This is a genomic window from Paenibacillus sp. GCM10027626, from assembly GCF_042676285.1.
GTDB lineage: Bacteria > Bacillota > Bacilli > Paenibacillales > Paenibacillaceae > Paenibacillus_Z.
Map to the genome: position 1 here is coordinate 256,037 of NZ_JBHTHC010000005.1, position 17,801 is coordinate 273,837.

The 17,801-nt window shown below is 55.0% G+C and carries 11 protein-coding genes; 1 reads left to right on the plus strand and 10 read right to left on the minus strand.

Features of this window, described 5'->3' with window-relative positions; all coding sequences use genetic code 11:
* Positions 1 to 9: 9 nt before the first annotated feature.
* The 10 genes from ACFQ0N_RS12575 to ACFQ0N_RS12620 all read right to left on the minus strand — a co-directional run bounded on the left by ACFQ0N_RS12575 (position 10) and on the right by ACFQ0N_RS12620 (position 15,609).
* On the minus strand, positions 10 to 2,067 hold the full coding sequence (locus ACFQ0N_RS12575; protein ID WP_379326463.1) for a YIP1 family protein: 2,058 nt from the start codon (positions 2,065 to 2,067) through the stop codon (positions 10 to 12).
* A 15-nt stretch (positions 2,068 to 2,082) separates the two neighbouring features.
* The gene (locus ACFQ0N_RS12580; protein ID WP_379326465.1) at positions 2,083 to 2,958 is read right to left on the minus strand and encodes a carbohydrate ABC transporter permease; all 876 of its coding nucleotides are present in this window, start codon (positions 2,956 to 2,958) and stop codon (positions 2,083 to 2,085) included.
* 2 nt (positions 2,959 to 2,960) lie between these two features.
* A complete protein-coding gene (locus tag ACFQ0N_RS12585) occupies positions 2,961 to 3,911 on the minus strand; it encodes a carbohydrate ABC transporter permease (protein ID WP_379326666.1) in 951 nt (316 codons plus the stop codon).
* Between the two features lie 5 nt (positions 3,912 to 3,916).
* Positions 3,917 to 6,844, minus strand: a complete 2,928-nt coding sequence (locus tag ACFQ0N_RS12590) for an extracellular solute-binding protein (protein ID WP_379326467.1) — start codon at positions 6,842 to 6,844, stop codon at positions 3,917 to 3,919.
* 84 nt (positions 6,845 to 6,928) lie between these two features.
* The gene (locus ACFQ0N_RS12595) at positions 6,929 to 8,332 is read right to left on the minus strand and encodes an ABC transporter substrate-binding protein (RefSeq protein ID WP_379326470.1); all 1,404 of its coding nucleotides are present in this window, start codon (positions 8,330 to 8,332) and stop codon (positions 6,929 to 6,931) included.
* 173 nt (positions 8,333 to 8,505) lie between these two features.
* On the minus strand, positions 8,506 to 9,450 hold the full coding sequence (locus ACFQ0N_RS12600) for a helix-turn-helix domain-containing protein (protein ID WP_379326472.1): 945 nt from the start codon (positions 9,448 to 9,450) through the stop codon (positions 8,506 to 8,508).
* Between the two features lie 199 nt (positions 9,451 to 9,649).
* The gene (locus ACFQ0N_RS12605) at positions 9,650 to 11,206 is read right to left on the minus strand and encodes an extracellular solute-binding protein (RefSeq protein ID WP_379326474.1); all 1,557 of its coding nucleotides are present in this window, start codon (positions 11,204 to 11,206) and stop codon (positions 9,650 to 9,652) included.
* 112 nt (positions 11,207 to 11,318) lie between these two features.
* Positions 11,319 to 12,185 (minus strand): carbohydrate ABC transporter permease, encoded by an 867-nt coding sequence (locus ACFQ0N_RS12610; RefSeq protein WP_379326476.1) that lies wholly within the window; start codon positions 12,183 to 12,185, stop codon positions 11,319 to 11,321.
* A 73-nt stretch (positions 12,186 to 12,258) separates the two neighbouring features.
* Positions 12,259 to 13,194, minus strand: a complete 936-nt coding sequence (locus ACFQ0N_RS12615) for an ABC transporter permease (protein ID WP_379326478.1) — start codon at positions 13,192 to 13,194, stop codon at positions 12,259 to 12,261.
* A gap of 207 nt (positions 13,195 to 13,401) precedes the next feature.
* On the minus strand, positions 13,402 to 15,609 hold the full coding sequence (locus tag ACFQ0N_RS12620; RefSeq protein ID WP_379326480.1) for an AraC family transcriptional regulator: 2,208 nt from the start codon (positions 15,607 to 15,609) through the stop codon (positions 13,402 to 13,404).
* Between the two features lie 270 nt (positions 15,610 to 15,879).
* Here ACFQ0N_RS12620 and ACFQ0N_RS12625 point away from each other — a divergent pair, with 270 nt between their 5' ends.
* The gene (locus tag ACFQ0N_RS12625; RefSeq protein ID WP_379326482.1) at positions 15,880 to 17,643 is read left to right on the plus strand and encodes a DUF6528 family protein; all 1,764 of its coding nucleotides are present in this window, start codon (positions 15,880 to 15,882) and stop codon (positions 17,641 to 17,643) included.
* Positions 17,644 to 17,801 lie beyond the last annotated feature (158 nt).

The following is a 17,801-nucleotide window of genomic DNA, read 5'->3' on the forward strand; positions in this document are numbered from 1 at the left end:
ATCTCCCCCTCACATCCGTAATGATAGTTCCTGATAGGCGGTCGAAATAAAGACGACCAGCTGCTGAATCAGGCTTAACACCAGCAGGGCCAAAAAAACGATAATGGCGATAACGACGACGGTCAAAATCATCGTCACAACCGTTTTTAGCGGCGTGTACTGATGCACCGTCAGTGTGGCCGCGAATAGCAGGCCGGCAAACCACAGCAAGCCGATTGTGCCCAGCAGCGAATAGAAGCTCAGCTCCTGTGATGTAATGATCCAGCCGAGCACCAGCTGCAGCGCGCTGGCCAGCAGCAGCGGCAGCATGGCATAGCCGCTTGCGACAACGATTTCCCTGAACGTTCCTTCCCCGTCCATAAGCGTCGTCAGCGACCAGTTGGCCACGCACCAGATGAAAAAGGGAATGACAATAAAGGAGAATTCCTTCACGCTGCTGATCTGGCCCCATTGCCCGCCCGAGACGAGATAGCCGGAGTAGAAGGCGCGCAGGACAAACACGAAGCCGGCAAGCGCGACGATGGTCAGCGCCACCCAAAGCCTTCCCTTCCCTTCATATTTCAACTCCCAGAACAATTTGAACGGCCTGACGGCCGCAAGCAGCGCCGTGCGCACCGGGCCGTAATTGTCGTCGTCCGCAGCCCGCTTTGGCGCAAGCCGTCTGCCGAGCATGAGAGCGGCAAGGACTGCGGCGAGACCGGCGAACAGCCAGGTAAAGTTATTCCACAGGAACGCTTTGCGATGGCCGGCGAACGCCTTGGAATAGTACGGGCGCGAATCGCCAAGCTTAAAGCTCGCCATCGCGGCTTCGTAATTCCCTTCCTCCAGTTGGGCCTTGCCGATGCCGATATAGGCCAGCTCAAGATTGCCGTTCAGCTTGATCACTTCACCCCACAGCCTTGCCGCCTCCTCTTCCTTGCCGTTGTAGTAAGCCGAGGCCGCATCAAGCACAAGCGAGCCGTAGCGCGTCGGCTTGAACAGCGTCAGCCTGCTCAGCGCGCGGTCGAGTACGAGAATATCCCTCCCGAACCAGGCGGCATCCGCCGGCGCGCGGAAATTGCCGGCCTTGTCGCCAAGCTGGCCGAATTGGAACAGCAAATTCCCGTCGTAATCGTAGGCGAACGTGCGGCCCCGCTTGGAATCCAGCGCGAGGTAAATCTGGTCGGCGTTGACATCGATGGAGGTCAGCGTAGAACTTCCTCTCAGGCTGCCAAAACTCGGAAAGCGCAAATCTCCCATAATCGGAATCATGCCGTCATGGCGCAGTACGTTGATCCCTGAAGGATTGAGCCGCTTCACCATATCATCGGAAACCCTGTTATCCGTCGCCGTTGCATAGACGAATTGCTCGGCGTCGACGGCCAAATTATTGAATTCGGTCGGCACGTACAGCGCCATCTGCCGGCGCTGCGCATCGGTGGCAATCTGCTTCCAGAACAAGTCCGCCGCACTGAAGCGGACCGGATTTTTGCCGAAAAATCCGCTAAACGCCCCGTTGGCATCAAATTCTACGATGCCGTCGAACACGCCCTGGCTGACGGCGAACAGCCGCCCTGCGGAATCGAGTGCCAGCTTCGTCGGCAAAAACTTGAAATCCGGACGAATCGCCTCGGACTCGGGCCTTCCTACGATACGCACGAGCTTCCCTTGCCCGTCCAGCTCGACGATCCGGCCGTTCTGCGTATCGGCCACATAAACATGCCGCTTTTTGTCGACGAAGACGCCTTGCGGCTTATTGAACGCATCGTCCCTGCCTTCGTGCTTGAAGGTATCGATTACCCGGACAAGCCGCCAATTTTCGTCCAACACGACGATGCGGTTGTTGCCCGTATCCGCGATATAGACGCGCTTGTCCGGGCCGACGAACAGATCCTCCGGATTGTTGAAGGCGCCGGCAGCTGTTGCCGCGCCATAGATGACCTTATCCGGCATATACGGCAGCGGAGCCGGCACGGCTTCTCCGTAGGAGGAGTAATGGTAGCCGTAATAGGGAGCCGCTGCGGCGAGCGGAGGTACGGCCAGCGCAAGGACAAGCATAACGAGAAGCGGCAGCCAGATCCGTTTCATTCCGTTGTCCTCCTCTCAATCTTTCATGCCGGATGTCGACATCGTTTGGATAACGTTGCTTTGCGAAATGATGAAAATCGCGATAGGTACCGAAATCATCAGCAGCGTTGCCGCCATCGAAGGTCCCGTGCGCACGATGCCGCCCGCCAATATTTGCCCGAGCGCATGGTCGAGCGTCTTGAGCTGTTCGCTGTAAATGTAGATTTTGCCGGTGCCTCCCGCGCCCCACAGCCCCTGGAAGGAGAAAATAACGAGCGTCATCCAGGCCGGTTTGACAATCGGCATCACAATGCGCCAAAAGATCCGGTACTCGCTGCAGCCGTCGATGCGGGCCGCCTCCAGCAGCGCGTCCGGCACCATTTGCTCCATAAACTGCTTCATCAGGAACAGGCCGAGCGAAGAGCCGAGCGCCGGGACGATGACCGCCCAGTAGCTGTCGAGCAGACCGAGCCATGACATCGTCATATAGTTGGGAATGGCCGTCACATGCCCGGAAAACATAAGGGAAAGGACGACGATGGTAAAAAGCGCGCCCCGTCCCCGAAACCGCCGTTTGGCCAGCGGATAAGCCGCCAGCGACGCCAGTATGACATGGCCGGCGGTACCTGCGACCGCGATAAAGACCGTGTTGAAAATATAGCGCGTATACGGCACCCAGAATGAGGACAGCAAATAATATAAGTCCGTAAAGTTTCGCAGCGTCGGATACCGGACGAAAAACTTCGGCGGAAACAGGAAGATTTCGTCAAGCGGCTTAAACGCGTTGCTGACGACAAACAGCAGCGGCAGCACCATAAAGGCGCCGACGCCCGCAAGCGCCAGAAACAGCAGAAGATCGACGGCAAGTGAACGATTCCATCTTCGGTTACGGCGAATCCGTATCGTCGCCAACTTTATTCACCGACTTTCTTGAGCAGCTTTTGAACAAACAGATTGGAGCCCAGCATCATGACGAACAGCACGGTTGCGATCGCCGACGCGTATCCCATCTCATACCGGATGCCGCCGTAATCGTCCAGATGGGTGACAATCGTATGGCCGGCGTACTGCACGCTCGGAAATCCGGCGATTTCGGTCGAAACCTCGGCGATAGCGAACGAGGCGGTAATTTGGATAACCGCGCCGAACATAAGCTGCGGGCGCATCGACGGAAGCGTGATATACCACAGCTCCTGCCAGCGGTTGCGGACGCCGTCGATGGCGCCGGCTTCGAACAGCGTTTTGTCCATCCCCTGCAGTCCTGCGATGAACGCCAGAAAGCTCGTGCCCAAACTGAGCCAAAGCTGGACGATGATCAGAATCGGCAGGATGTAGTTAATGTCGGACAGCCACAAAATAGGCTCCATAATGATCCGGTTGCTCAGCAGGAAGGCGTTGACGAAACCGTAGGAATCATTGGCAAACAGCAGCTTCCAGACGATAAAGGCATTGCCCGACAAGGACGGGGCGTAGAATACGAGCGTGACGAAGGCGCGGATCTTCGGCGATACTTCGTTGATCAGCCAGGCCAGGACAAAACAGGCCAGATAGCTGATCGGACCGGTAATCGTCGCGAGCAAAATCGTATTCTTTACTGCGATGAGAAACACTTCATCGTTAATAAATAAGCGCGCATAGTTATTCAGCCCGACCCAGTTCGGAAACGCCAGCATGTTGAAATCCGTCAGGCTGAGCAGCATAGACATGACAACCGGCAGAACAGTAAAAGTAAAGAAGATGGCAAAGAACGGCGCCAGCATCATATAATCCTGCCTGCTTGCCTTCAGCTCAAGCAGCAGTCCGCGCAATCGGGTCGGACGTCCCGTCCGCAGCGGAGCCGCACTTGAATTCGTCTGTTTGGACAGTACGCTTATGGCGCATCCTCCTCTCTAACTGTCGGCAGATGGAACTCGCGGCGCTTGACCGTAATTTCCTGGTTGATTGTCCGCACGTAATCCTTCAGCGTCTCGCGCGGGTTGGCCCCCTTGTTCAGCACCTCGAAAAACGCATTGTTCAAATGGCGCTGCGTAAAGTAGCCGCCAGGCACATCCGGAACGCCACGCACCCATTCCAGTTGCTCCTTGAGCCGCTCAAAATCTTCGGCCGGCCAAGGCAGCTCCCGCAGCGCCTCCAGATTGGCCGTCGGGTACCGGGCCGCCGCGCCCATAAGCGCCTCCAGCTCGCGGCCGTACGCCAGCTGGGCCTCCTTGCCCGTCCACCAATCGATAAACGTCCAGGCATTATCCTTGTTCCCCGCACGCTTGAACATGACGGAGCCGAGCGTGACGGACGCGGTTTCGCGGTGGACGGCTCCGCCGCTTCCCGCTGTTCCCGGCACAGGGGCGAAAGCCCACAGTCCGCGGATTTCCGGAGCGAAGACGACCAGGGAGTTATAGGTCGTATAATCCGCGATGCCTACCGGCATTTCGCCGATGCGGAACCGGTTGATGAAATCAAATTGCTGCGGCGCCTTGTAATTGACATACAGATCCGTCCACCGCTTGAAAGCCGACAAGGCTTCCTCCGAGTCCAGCCCCGACGCCTTGCCCCCGTCCTTGTAATAGGCGCCGCCGCTCTGGTACAGCAGAATGTCCATCGTCAATTCCGGCGTCAATCCGACGGACAGCTGCCGCTTGTTCAACACCGGAATAAGCGCATACAGCTCCTCCCATGTCTGCGGCACCTTCGCACCGATCTCATCCAGTACATCTTTGCGGTAAAAGAGCATCGGGAACGTCTGCTGCTCCGGAATCGCGTAAACCCCGCCCTCGTACTCGAAAGGAACGAACGCGCTCGCCGCAAACCGCGCCTTCACATCCTGGAATGAGTCGAAAACCGACAGATCCTGCAAAGCGCCGCGCAAGGCAAAATTGATGACGTTGTTGGACGCAAGCGCCACATCCGGCCCGGATCCGGCCAGCGTTGCCGGAAGCAGCACCGACGGGTCGACAAGCCGCAAATTGACTGGAATGCCGGTCCAGGGCGTGAAGGAGGTGTCGATCATCGATTTGATCAGTTGGGCCTGATCCCGCCCGCCTGTAATCCAGACATCCACCGCCTCCGTCTCCTCGCCGGTCACGCCAACCGCATCGTAATCGGTAAAGAACGACAGCAGAAACTGCCGGACGCCGTGTTCCGCATGGGCCAGCCATGATGCGTCAGCTTGCGGCAGCCGGGCCTCCCCGGAAGCGATGATCAAATAATCGATTTCCAGCGGCAGCTCTTTCGCTGTCAGCATCCATGTCCCCAAGGCGACAATATTGGATTTGAACGCGTCCAGGCGCTTCGCGATCGATTCCGGATCTTCCGCCAGATCCTGGAGCTGGAACGCGACTGTATTCAGCACCGCCATCCGTTCGCCCTTGCCGCCGTACATCTGCTCCATGCTTCCAATTACGCCGCGCAGCACGCGGCCCTGTTCCTCGAATGTCTCGCGCAGCTCGGGAATCCGCTTCTGCAGCTCGTAGTCGCGGAACGGGTCCGGGGACGCGCCTGTAATCATAATGATTTTGCGGTACAGCCGGTTCAGCTCCAGCACGGCTTGCTCGACGCTGTGAAGATGCGGCGCCATTTCGCCCAGTGTCACCTCAAGCGACAGCCGGTGCTTCCCTTTCGTTAAATAAAACAAATAAGGCTCACCGTTTTCGCCCCGCTCATTGCCCAGCTCCATCATTTGCCAGCCGCCGCCCGGCTTAAAGCCGATCCGGTTCGCCTCTGCGAAGGGTACCTGGCCGTCGATCCTTAGCCGGCGCGGCACTTCCAGCGACTGCACAAAATGCTGCCTGTACTTCACGGCGATCTTGTACAATCCGTCTTGCGGCGCGTCGAATGTCCACGTGATAGACTGACCGGGAATGCGCCAATTGTTGCCGCCGATCGTGTTCAGCCGGATTTTCGTCGGATGGAACGGCTCGGTGGCGGGACTGGACCGGTCTGCAAGCGGATACAATGTCGGGCTTGATTTAAACGCGGCGTCTTCGCCCTGCACGGTAATCATGACGCCGGCGGGACTGCCGTATCCAAGCCGCTCGTAGTCTGCCCGCAGGTCTTCGTAAGCAGGCGTATCCCGGGCCGGGCGCAGCGCCAAATAATCGATCAGCATCGGCTCCCGTACGGAACGGAGCGTAATCCGGTGCTTTCCCTTGGTGAAATAAAACCGGTACGGTTCCTCGTAATAGCCGTCCGCATCGGAGAGCGCCAGCTCTTCCCATGCCGGAATTTCCACTTGGGACGGCCGCAGGTCGTTTCCGTTCGCATCCTGGCGAATGCGCTCCTCCTTATTGCCCCAAGCCCTTGGAAACACCAGCCGCTCCGCCTCGTTAAACGGCAGCCGGCCGTCGATAAGCAGCGCCCGCTCGATCGCTTCGCTCCGGCCCTCAAGCGAATAATAGCGTACAAATAGCTGATAAAGGCCTTCCTCCTGAACGTCGACATCCCAGCTGATTTCACCGCTCTCGCCGGACAAAACGGCGCTTCCTTCGGCTCCCTCGCGCTCCATGGCGGCAACAACACCGGACCCGGCGATCGGCTGCCTCTCAGCATCGATACGTATTTCGGCTGAGGGAATACGCCCGTCCGCATGCTCCCGAAGATAGCGGGCGTACGCGCCCTTCTCCCCTTCGCCGGTCTTCACAGGGAAGGCAGGCTTCGAGGCCGCATCCGTCACTGCACCCGCCGCCGCGTCCGTCGCCGCCAGCGGTTCGAAACTCCCGCCGGGTAACAGCAGCAGCACGGTCAAGCCAAGCACTCCGCACAGCGCGGCCAACAAGCTTCGTTTCCAGACGACTTGAACTCTCATTCCCTGTTCCCCACTTTGCCCCGCGAACGCGCGCGGCATCCGGATGCGTACTTTCGGGTGTCCGGACGCCGCGGATGTTCGCCGTTATTTCTGCGCTGCATCGAGCAGCCCTTCCAGTACCGGGCGGACTTTCTTCATAGCCGTTTCCGGTGTTTCCTTGCCTGCGCCGATATTTTTCCACGAATTGCCGATTTCCTGGCCGAAGTCAGGGATTCCCTCCCAATCCTTCGGCGTCATTATTTTGCCCATCTCGATATAGTTGTCAAGGCTCTTCCGGTCGGCAAACAGCGATTCTGTCCAATCGTCCAGCTCGCCCTCTTGCGGCATGTAGCCGATCAGATACTCGGCATAGATGCGAACCGCATCCGGATTCGCCCCCTTCGGCACGAACCAGAGCGTCGGCTGCATCGCGTTGTGGTAAGCGGTCGCTTTCGGCCCTTTCGGGATGAACACAAAGCCGTACTCGCTGCCCAGGTTCGTCTGGATGCCTCCCCCTTCCCATCCTTCTCCGTACCGCATCGCGACGATGCCTTCGTTGAAGGCGTTAATGTAATCGTCCCAATTGTCAGTCTGCGGTTTGACGACTTTGTGCACATTGCTTAAATCGCTGTAAAACCGAAGCGCTTCCATCGCATTTTCGTCATCGCCGGCGAATGCCAGCTTGCCGTCGACCACCTTCGTCACGTCGCCGTCATTCGACGCGATAAATGCCGGTACGAAGTTTGTCGGGGTAAGGGCAAGCCCGTACTGGTCAGTTTTCCCGTCTCCGTTCGTATCCTTGGTCGTCTTCTTCGCAATATCCAGAAACGTATCCCAGTTCCATTCCCCTTTGTCCTGCAATTCCTGCGGGTCCGGCAAGCCCTCCTTTTTAAGAATCGCCTTGTTGTAATAAATGCCTCCCCCGCCGCCTACTGCTGTCGAAAAGCCGTATACTTTACCGGCAAAGCCTCCGGTCTTTCGCAAATCGGCAGGCCACTGCTTGCTGTCAATATCGAGTATGCCGTCAATCGGCTGCAGGAAATCCTTCTGTAGCATCGACGGGAATGCCCGGGAACGCTCCAGCAAGAAAACGTCCGCGATCGGCTCGCCGGCTACGACGGACGCTGTAATTTTATCCTGAATATCGCCCCAGGGAATCTGGTCGAATTGAAACTTTGTATTGTACTTCTTTTCCAATTCTTGCTCGAGAGCGATTCGCTCCTCGCCCGCCTCGGTACCCTTTTCGCCTCCGGCGTATCCCCATGACAGGACGCGTACAGGCTTCCCCTGCATATCGATCGTTTGCTCCGGCTCCGGTTCTGGCTCCTGCTGTTCTTCCCCGTTCTTTGGCGGATCCTCCTGCCCCTCCTTTTGCCCGGTTTCGGCCGCCGGATCCTTCGGCTTCGGCTCGTTGGCGGGACCGCTTCCGCCCCCTGTGCACCCCGTCAAAAGAGCGATAATAACAAGCACTACAACAAAAAGCCATTGCTTCTTTCTTTTTTTACTCATTTCTGCAATGCCTCCTCTTCGCTTATCCTTCCGCACTTGCCGGGCTGCCCGGTGTCTCTCGGGGCTCGCTTGCGGAAGCGATTACATTTTCTCCTAACGATTATAGCACCGTCCCTATTTCTCTCCTTTCACTATCGTTCAAACTTGTTGGATAATCGTACAGCCAGATGAGGCTAGCAAAAGCAGGCATTCTTTTTGTATTGGGCGGGAGACATTCCGGTGTGCTTTTTGAACATGCGGCAGAAATAAGGCAGCTCGTTGAAGCCGACCTTGAAACAGACGTCCGTCACGGTCGCAGCGGGCTGCGTCAGCAGCTCCATCGCCGCACGGATACGGCGCTCCGTCATGTAGCGGCTGAACGTCGTGCCGGCAACCTGCTTGAACAAATCGCAGAATTGAGTGCGGGAAAGCATCGTCATGGCGCAAAGCTCCTCCAGTCGCAGCGGCTGGTCATAATGCGCGTCAATGTACCGGATCGCCTCCGCCATCGCCGCACGCCGGCTGTCCGCGACGGCGTCCACGCTTCTCGCTCCGCTGTTGCTGCCTGCATGCTCCCGCACAAGAATCGTCAGCAGCTTCAGCAGGTTCGCCTTCAGCAGCATTTCAAAACCCGTCGCCTTGTCGGCGTATTCGGCAAGCATCTCCGCGAGCAGCTCAGATACCGTCTGGTCTGCGGCTCCCGTCAGCGTAATCTTGGGCAAAATCCGCTCCTCCTCAGTCAGAAAAGGCGCAATAAATGTCAAATCGAACGGCATATCACCATCCGCTGGCGTCTCGAGCCGTTCATTAACAAAGGAAGGCAAAAATTCACAGCCGATCACCTCTGCCTCGCGGCCCGGAATCCAGTCCACACGATGGACTGCGTAGGGCGGCATGACGAAAATATTTCCCTTAATCATGTGATAGTTTCGCCCGTGAATGGTATGCATAAACTCGCCTTTGCTGACATACCAAACTTGAAAATAATTATGCATGTGATCCCGGATACTGCCCATTTGCTCCGTAATCCGGTACATTTTGCACTGCAGGCTGTCCGCCATTTCCGACTCGGAATGAAAATACACGATCCCTCTCCTTGTAAATTCAGCCAAATCGGCATGAATCCAATGAATCGCCATCAGTCATCGTCCTCCTCGAATCAAGAATTCGCCGTGCGCGTTTCTTGCTGCGATCACGAAAGGCACCTCCGCCAAAATACAATGCAATTCAGGGAGGTGCCGCTTTCGGTTCACATCATCGGGCGGTCATGAAGCATGGATGAGCAACCTCGATTTTCCTTCTTCCAAACGATTCTGTTATTTTATGTTCTTTTCCGTTCTATTTGCCCTTCGCCGCCAGAAACTCATCGATCTGCTTTTGCAGCTCCTGCTGAATTTTTTTGAGGGCAGGACCGGCCTCCGCTTCGAATTTCTTCAACGTATCCTCCGGATCGATAACGCCGTTGAACAGCGCTGTGTAATATTGTCCATCAACTGTATTGTACTGGCTGACCTCGTTTTGCACCGGGGTACTGTCAAATTCAAAGCCGGCCAAAATATCGGTGGTGAACATGTCGGCATCGCGAAGCACGGCATCCAATTCATCATTCTTCGGGTCGCCACCTAAAGCACTGCGCTCATCGACCGGATTCCACAGCCAGACATAGCCGAATGCATTGTAGCCGGATGTATCCAGGTTTTTCATTTTGTCCTCGCCTACCGCTTCCCAATGCTTCCCTTCGATTCCGTAAGAGAGCAGGTCGTAGTTTTCCTTCTCATTCGCCCAGTTCAGGAACATAATCGCCCGCTCCTTGTTTTTGCTTACCTTCGGAACAGCCAGGAAATTCCATTGTTTAAAATTGGTGAGATTTGCGCCTTTTTCCGGGTTAAAGAAGGTGACCGTTTCCAGCTCGCCGTCCGGTACATTGTTCTTGAATGTTTTCTTCAGGGAATCGCCGATGCCGAACGCACCGTTCGTGACGATTGCCACTTTGCCTGCCGAGATCGGCTGATGAAAATCTTTCGTCGTCAAAATGTCCTTGAAAATCAGTCCGTCTTTAAACCATTTGTGCGTGTTCGCCAGCCACGTTCCGATCGGCTCCCGATCCTCCAGCAAATTGTAAACTTTGCCGTCATTGTTCTTGTAGTAGAGCATCAGGCTGTTGCCCAGCGCGTGGGTCGGTCCAACATGAGTGTCGTAATCGTTCAGCGCATGGTGAGCGACAAAGGAATATGTGGCGGAGCCTGCGGTCATCGGGATGATGCCTTTCTCCTGCTCCTTCACCTTGTAGGCGAAAGCGATCAAATCTTCATAGGTTTTAATCGGCGGTACGCCGAGCTTCTCGCGAATGTCTTTGCGCACCATATAGGAATTGCCGGACATGTAACTGACGCCGAGCGGAATGGCCATAATTTTGCCGCCGTACTTGTTGTAGTCCCACATTTGCGGCGGCCGTTTCTCCAGCACTGTCTTGCCGTACTCGGCCAGCAGGTCGTCCAGCGGCTCATAGAAACCGCTTGCAATCATCTGGTTAATGTGCAGCCACGGCGCATCGAAGATAAGATCGATGTTCTCGCCGGAAGCAAGCGTCACCTGCGTCTTTTGCGCCAAATCGGACCAAGGCACGAACACGACGTCAAGCTTGACATTGATCGTATCCTTCATTCGTTTCTCCGCTTCGGCAATGACCAAATCCATATCCGGCGGCCGGTCGCCCGGAATCATAATTTTCAGCGTCACCTGCTCCAGCTTGGCGTCGCCGCCGGCGCCGGTACTGTCTCCGGTCTTGCCCGAAGGCTCGGACGGCTTCCCTTCCCCTTCGTTCTTGCCTGTGCAGCCTGCAAGCGCGACGAGTGCGATCAACAGCACAAGCGCAGTGGACAAAAGTCTTTTCATGGTTGATTCCCCCTGTTTTGGAAAATAAAGAAAATAGGCGGACGGGCCGGTTTATAAACGGATGCAGCCCGCAGCCCGAACGGCCAAACAAGCCGCAACGCTTTTTGCCTTTCTACCCTTTTACCGATCCAAGCGTCAAGCCTTTAATGAAAAAGCGCTGAATGAACGGATAGACGAACACGATCGGGCCGATGGTAATGCAGACGATCGCCAGCTGCATGCCGTAGGTCGGCACGACGACGTTGTACTGCGTCTGGCTGCCGCTCACATAAGCCATCACATTCAAATTGGACATCAGCTGGCGGATCATCATCTGCAGCGGCAGCATTTTGTAGTTGTCGATGAACAGCAGCGACAAGTACCAGTCGTTCCAATACTGCAGCGCATAAAACAGGCTCACCGTAGCGATGGCGGGCAGCGAGATCGGCCAGATGATGCGAAAGAAAATATAGAGATCATTGGCGCCGTCCACGGTCGCCGCTTCATTCAATTCATACGGCAGCGTCCGGTAGAAGGAGACGAGAATGAAAGCGTAGAACGGATTGAGCAGATAGGGCAAAATGAGCGCCCAAACCGAGTCTTTCAGATGCAGCCAGTTGGCGATCAGCATATAGAAGCCGACAAGTCCCGCGCCGAACAGCATCGTCAGAAAGGTCAAAAACGATAAAACGTTGCGGTATTTCACTTTCCGGTGGCTTAGCGTATACGCATAGGCGGCTGTCACAAGGACACCTAGCGCAGTGCCAGCGATCGTCACGATAATCGTAATGCCGTAGCTGCGAAACACTTGCTTGCCGGAGAGCAGAAATTCGTACGCATGGAGGCTGAATTTGCTCGGCAGCAGCTGATATCCCGCCGTTTGCAAAAGCGATTCATCGGCGAACGAGTTGATGAACACAATCCAGAACGGGATGAAGCAAAACAGCGCAAACGCGCACAGCACCGCGTACATGAAAACAAGAAAGAACCGTTCTCTCACGTCAATCACACCTTAAACTGTCCGGCGAAAAGGCTATTTGCGCCGAGCCTCCGCCCGCTTCGCCGAACCCTTTTTAGAATAGTCTTGAATCCGCGTCCACCTTGCGCGCTATCGCATTGAAGATCAGAATCGTGACAAGCCCCATGCAGGACTGGTATACGATGACGGCGGAGGACATGCTGAAGTTGCCCAGCTGCCGCAGCGCGCGGTACGCATACGAGTCGATGACATCCGTCGTTGGAAAAAGTACGCCGTTATCTCCAATGATCGCGTAAATCATGCCGAAATCGCCGTAGAAAATGCGGCCAACGCCGAGCAGCGCCAATACCATCACGATCGGCCGCATGAGCGGCAGTGTAATGTAGAGCATCTGCTGCATCCGGCTCGCGCCTTCGATTCGCGCGCTCTCGTAATATTCCGCGGAGATGCCTGTAATGACCGCCAAAAAAATAATCGAATTATATCCGGCGATCTTCCAGGCGCTGATTACGGTCAGGATGTACGGCCATACGCCGGGCGTCAAATACCAGTCCACGCCTTCAAAGCCAAGAACGGCAAGAGCGCGGTTTATCAGCCCCTCCGATGTGCTGAACAGCGTTAGCGCCATCATGCTGACGACAAGCCATGAAATAAAGTACGGTAAAAAAACAAACGATTGCGCAATCCGCTTGAACAGTCTGTTTCGGACTTCATTCAGAAAGATGGCCAGCACAACTGCGCTGCCGAGACCGGATACGAGAAACAGCGCATTGAGGAACACCGTGTTCAGTGTCACGCGCAGCCAGTCTTTCCCGTTGAAGAAAAACTCGAAGTTTTTGAATCCGACCCATTCGCTCCCCCATATTCCATCCGATAGCCGGTAATTCTGGAAGGCGAGCAGGTGCCCAAGCATCGGCATATATGCGAATACAGCCAGAAACGCGATGCCGGGCAGCGCCAGCAGGTACAAATATCTGTTCCGCGACAGCTCGCGCACGAACGCCCCGCCAAACCTTCTCCGTCGCTCCAAAAGCGTTCCTCCTTTCTTATTTGGCTTGCAGGATTCGAACGATGTCATCGTAGCATTCACAATGAGAAGCTGCCTAGTTCTCATTGGCCTTATCCGGTTCTCGATCGGCCGATTTGCTCGTATTGGCGGGTTATTATTTGCCCGGCAAGTTCGCAATTGCCTGATTCGCCTGCCAAAGCGCCGGGCTCTCGGTCATCCCCGCATCCGCTAGTTCGCCGAGTTCCCGGTCATCCGCTCGACCGCCTTGCTGTCGCGGTATTGGGTCGGCGTCATGCCGGTCGCTTTCTTAAAGGCGGTGAAAAAGTGGCTTTTCGTCTGGAAACCGGACTGCTCTGCGATATCGGTCACCTGCAAGCTCGTCTGTTCCAGCAGTTCCTTAACCTTGCTCAGCCGTTCGTTCAAAATAAAATTCGATAGCGGCATGCCATATTGCTCATGAAACAGGTGCCGAACGTATTTGCTTGTCAACGCGATATGATCCGCGATCTCTTCCACTGACAAAATCGGGTCATGAATATGGTAGCGAACATATTCTATTATTTCCTCGACCAGCTTTTCTTTGCGGTTGAAGCCTTTTCGGTCGCTGAGCAGCCGAATGATCCGGCCGCTCTCCTCCTTTAGCCATTCACGGACGTCGGCAAGCGTGGCAAACTGCCTCAAGTGATGTTCAATCCCTTCAACACTCTGGATGGACGTCATTTTGCTGAACGATTTGACGATCGCAAACAGAAGCAGCTTTAGCTGGAATTGGCACTCGGTATATTTCATCGTCTGCAAGCGTACGAACAACTCCTCCAGCATCGCCAGCGCCTTCTCCTCTTTGCCGCTGCGAATCGTCTGGATCAGACTTTCATGCACGGCCTCCTCAATCGGAGCCTGCAGATCGGCATAGCGCTCAAAGTCCTGTTCGATGTAGATTTTGTCATCGCCGCTGACAAACTTGAACAAAGTCAGTTCATTCATATCATCGTATACTTTGCGCAAATCATCATGCACGCGGCGGGCATCGCTTTCCGCGATCGTGACGTCCAATTTGACGTAGCTGGCAACTTGCCGGCGCAGCTCCTTCAGCTCTTCGGTCAATTCAGGATCAGGCGAGGAACTGGCTGCGCCAACGAGCACAACGAGATGGTCCGAACCGAAATCGACCACCTCTATCGGCCGTTCCGGCCGGCCCAGCAGCTCCTCCGCGATGTTGCCGATTGCATACTTGAGCAGCTTGCGCGAGACAAAATCGTACTGCTCGGACATTTCATAATAGGAATCAATTTTGACAACGGCCAGCCGAAGCCATTCGTAGTTAAGCAGACCGGATTCACGGACAATCGCCGCTCTGGCGCTATCGGTAAGCCTGCCCTGCAGCAGCCACTGCCGCAAATATTCGGTCTTGATCAGCGGGTAATGATCGCGAAGCATGACGACTCCCTTTTCAATGACGCCATAATCGTTCTCCCCCTTCACGCCCAGCATCCGCTGCAGCTGATCTGCCAGCCGGCGGAATGGCCCGACGAAACGGCGTGAATTCCAATAGGCGATCAGGAGCAGCGCCGCAAGCAGCAGCAGCGAGCAGGCGATAATGACGGTTTTGAACGCATCGGCCTTTTCCCGGAATTGCTTCATCTCCGTGATGGATATTATGGTCCACCCCAGCGATTCAAGGCGGGCATAATTAACGAACGCTTCCCCTTCGGCACGGTTCAGCTCGAATGATCCCCGCTTCAATCCAGTCTGGACGTTACTAACGCTCTCCTCGAGCCGCTCATCCGATTGCCCCAGGATCAGCCTGCCCTGATCATCCACAATCGAGAGCAGCGCATCCGCCCTTCCGCCGCCCGAGATCAAATGCTTTTGCAGCTCCTTCTTGTCGAACAGGACGACAAGATACCCGTCGCGGTTTTTCTGGACAGGAGTCGAAGGAAGCTGAAGCGCCAAATACGAGTTTTTTCCTATTTGGTGATCAAAGTAGCGGAGGAAGGACCCGGGATTACGCTCGATCCGCTGCAGCATCGGCTGATCGGCGAACTCCTCGAACGGGAGCAGTCCAACTTTGGAGTCGATGACCTCACGTTTGCGCATGCTGAATAAGTAAGCGGATTCAATATAAGGCTCATTAGATAAATACTTGGTTAAAACCCGCATCGTACCGGCATTTTGCAGCAGATTTTCGGCGGAAGCATATATCCAGCTTTGAACGGTATTGTCTTCATACATATTCAGGCTGTACCATTTCAGCTTGGCCAGCATAAACTCCGTCCGCTCTGCCATTTCATCGATGCGGTCCTGATTGAACGTTCCCATCTGAGAGTATGCGAATTGAGAAAATCGGTTAGCCAGAAACAACGAAAACGGAATAATCGTAATTGCGAAGAAAATGCCGCTGATCACAAATATGCGCCAGGATGTCGATCTGAACATAGCTGATAACCCCTTTCCCCCTTCATCATTAAAGGTTCTCTTTTGACCGGTATGTTCTATCTTATAGTAGCCCCTTCCTATTTGCCTAGTCCTCATTTGTCCGTCAAGTTCTGATTTACCGATTCTGCCCTGCTCTGCATGTTTTTAATCCTATTGTTCGGAAATGACATGCAGGAAGATACGAAGGGACTGACGAAAGGAACAGGCGTAGAGCATGAAAGGCAAACCAGTGTTGAGATCATGAAAGATGAGAAAATGAGGAGGATGGAAATGATGCGCAATGAAAACTCACGGCCTGATCAAGGGCAGGAAAGGGCTGTTCGCTCTGCCCTGGCTGCTCCGTCCGCATGGCTGCTTGGAACCTCGCTGCGAATTGGAGCGGAAGCTGTTCTTTCAATGGAACTAAAGGATATACAGGCCGCAGGCATCCATTATGTAGAGCTTGCATGGCGAAATGATGAATTCGACCTGACAGATCCCGCCAATGTACAGCGCTGTACCGCAATCGTAGATCAGGCGCGAGCATTAGGGCTTGAAGTGTGGTCCATTCATCTGCCCTATGGGCCGGAATGGGATGTGTCCAGCACACGGACCGAGGAACGGGAGGCTGCAGTTGCGCGTCATTCGCAGCTGCTGCGGCAAGCTGCGCAGTGGAATATTCAAACGGCTGTCCTTCATCCCAGCTGGGAGCCGATCCCTTTTGAGGAAAGAGATGAACGGCTGCGCGGCTGCAAGCAGGGATTGGCAAGGCTGACGGGGATAGCAGCTGGGCTTGGCATCCAGCTCGCTGTAGAATGCCTTCCAAGAACCTGTTTGGGGAATACAAGCAGTGAAATTGCGCAGCTGCTGGAGGCAGACAAACGGCTTGGCGTATGCTGTGATGTGAATCATTTGCTTCAGGAAGCGCCGGAGGATTTCATACGAAAGATTAGCTCCCGCATTTATACGGTTCATATGTCCGATAACGATGGCGTGGATGAACGGCATTTTTATCCTGGCGAAGGAGTGATCCGCTGGAATCATGTGATCGCCGCATTGGCGGATAGCGGCTACCAGGGGCCTTTTTTATTTGAGGTTCGTCCCGTCGATCCTTACAAGCTTAGCGATTGCTGGAAACGCCTGCTCCAATCCTATATGGATGCGCATGAACGCTACATTGCGGTAACGGACCAACAGGTAAAGCAAATTATTTTACTTGATCCGGAAGCTGAAAATTGGGCTGTCTCCACTGCTGTATGGACATGGGCGCCTGAAGAAGACAAGGGATTTGCTTCCTTGCTGTCTGCCTGGGGACTGCCGACTGATGCGAAGCTGAGGTGGAATAGCGTTTATGAGAGCTATTCGATGATTGTTTCTGATTCTGCAGGCTTGGCAGCAATCGTCGCTTATCCTCAAGGAGACAAGCAATGGGGGCTGAATGTCGGAGACAATCCTCATTCTGTCGAGCTGCTGCCTGACGGTAATCTGGCGGTCGCCGCAAGCCATAGCGGCTGGGTGCGCATCTATCTTTCATCGCTTGGAGCGGATGCGGCCGATTATGCCGAATTTTCTCTGGCAGGCGCTCATGGCGTTCAATGGGACCCGCAGCTCCAACTGCTTTGGGCAGTCGGGGATGATGATCTGGTTGCGCTGGAAATTGCAGGAACAAGTGAAGCGCCGGTTATCCGGGAGGCCAGGCGGACAGCGTTGCCGACAAGCTCAGGGCATGATTTGCAGCCGGTCTACGGTAATCCGGACCGGTTATGGGTGAGCACGGAGAGTCATGTCTATCAATATATAAAATCGCGGAACGAATTTGATGAAACCTATCCCGGCCACGAATTCATTAGCCGCGCAAATGTGAAGAGCGTGGGCAACATGCCGTCAGGCCAGGTCGTATCTACGGTTCCGGATCAGCTTGTACGGACCGAAACCGGGTGCGGATTGAATGACTGGTGTACAGACACGGTTGACTTTTCCATCTCCAACAAGAAGGCAGTGCTCCCAGGGGCGGCGATCTATAAAGCGCGTGTCTGGCGCGCCAGCTACAATTAAAATCGGCCACAGCTTTGCCTGAAGCAAGTTGGGGCCTGAAAGCCTTGTTGATCCTGCCCTGTTTCAAATATAGAAAAAGCCGCCATCCCGCTTTCGGCGGGGGTTGGCGGCTTTTTCACCCTGGATTTGGGATAGTTATACGCGGGCGCTTCCCATTC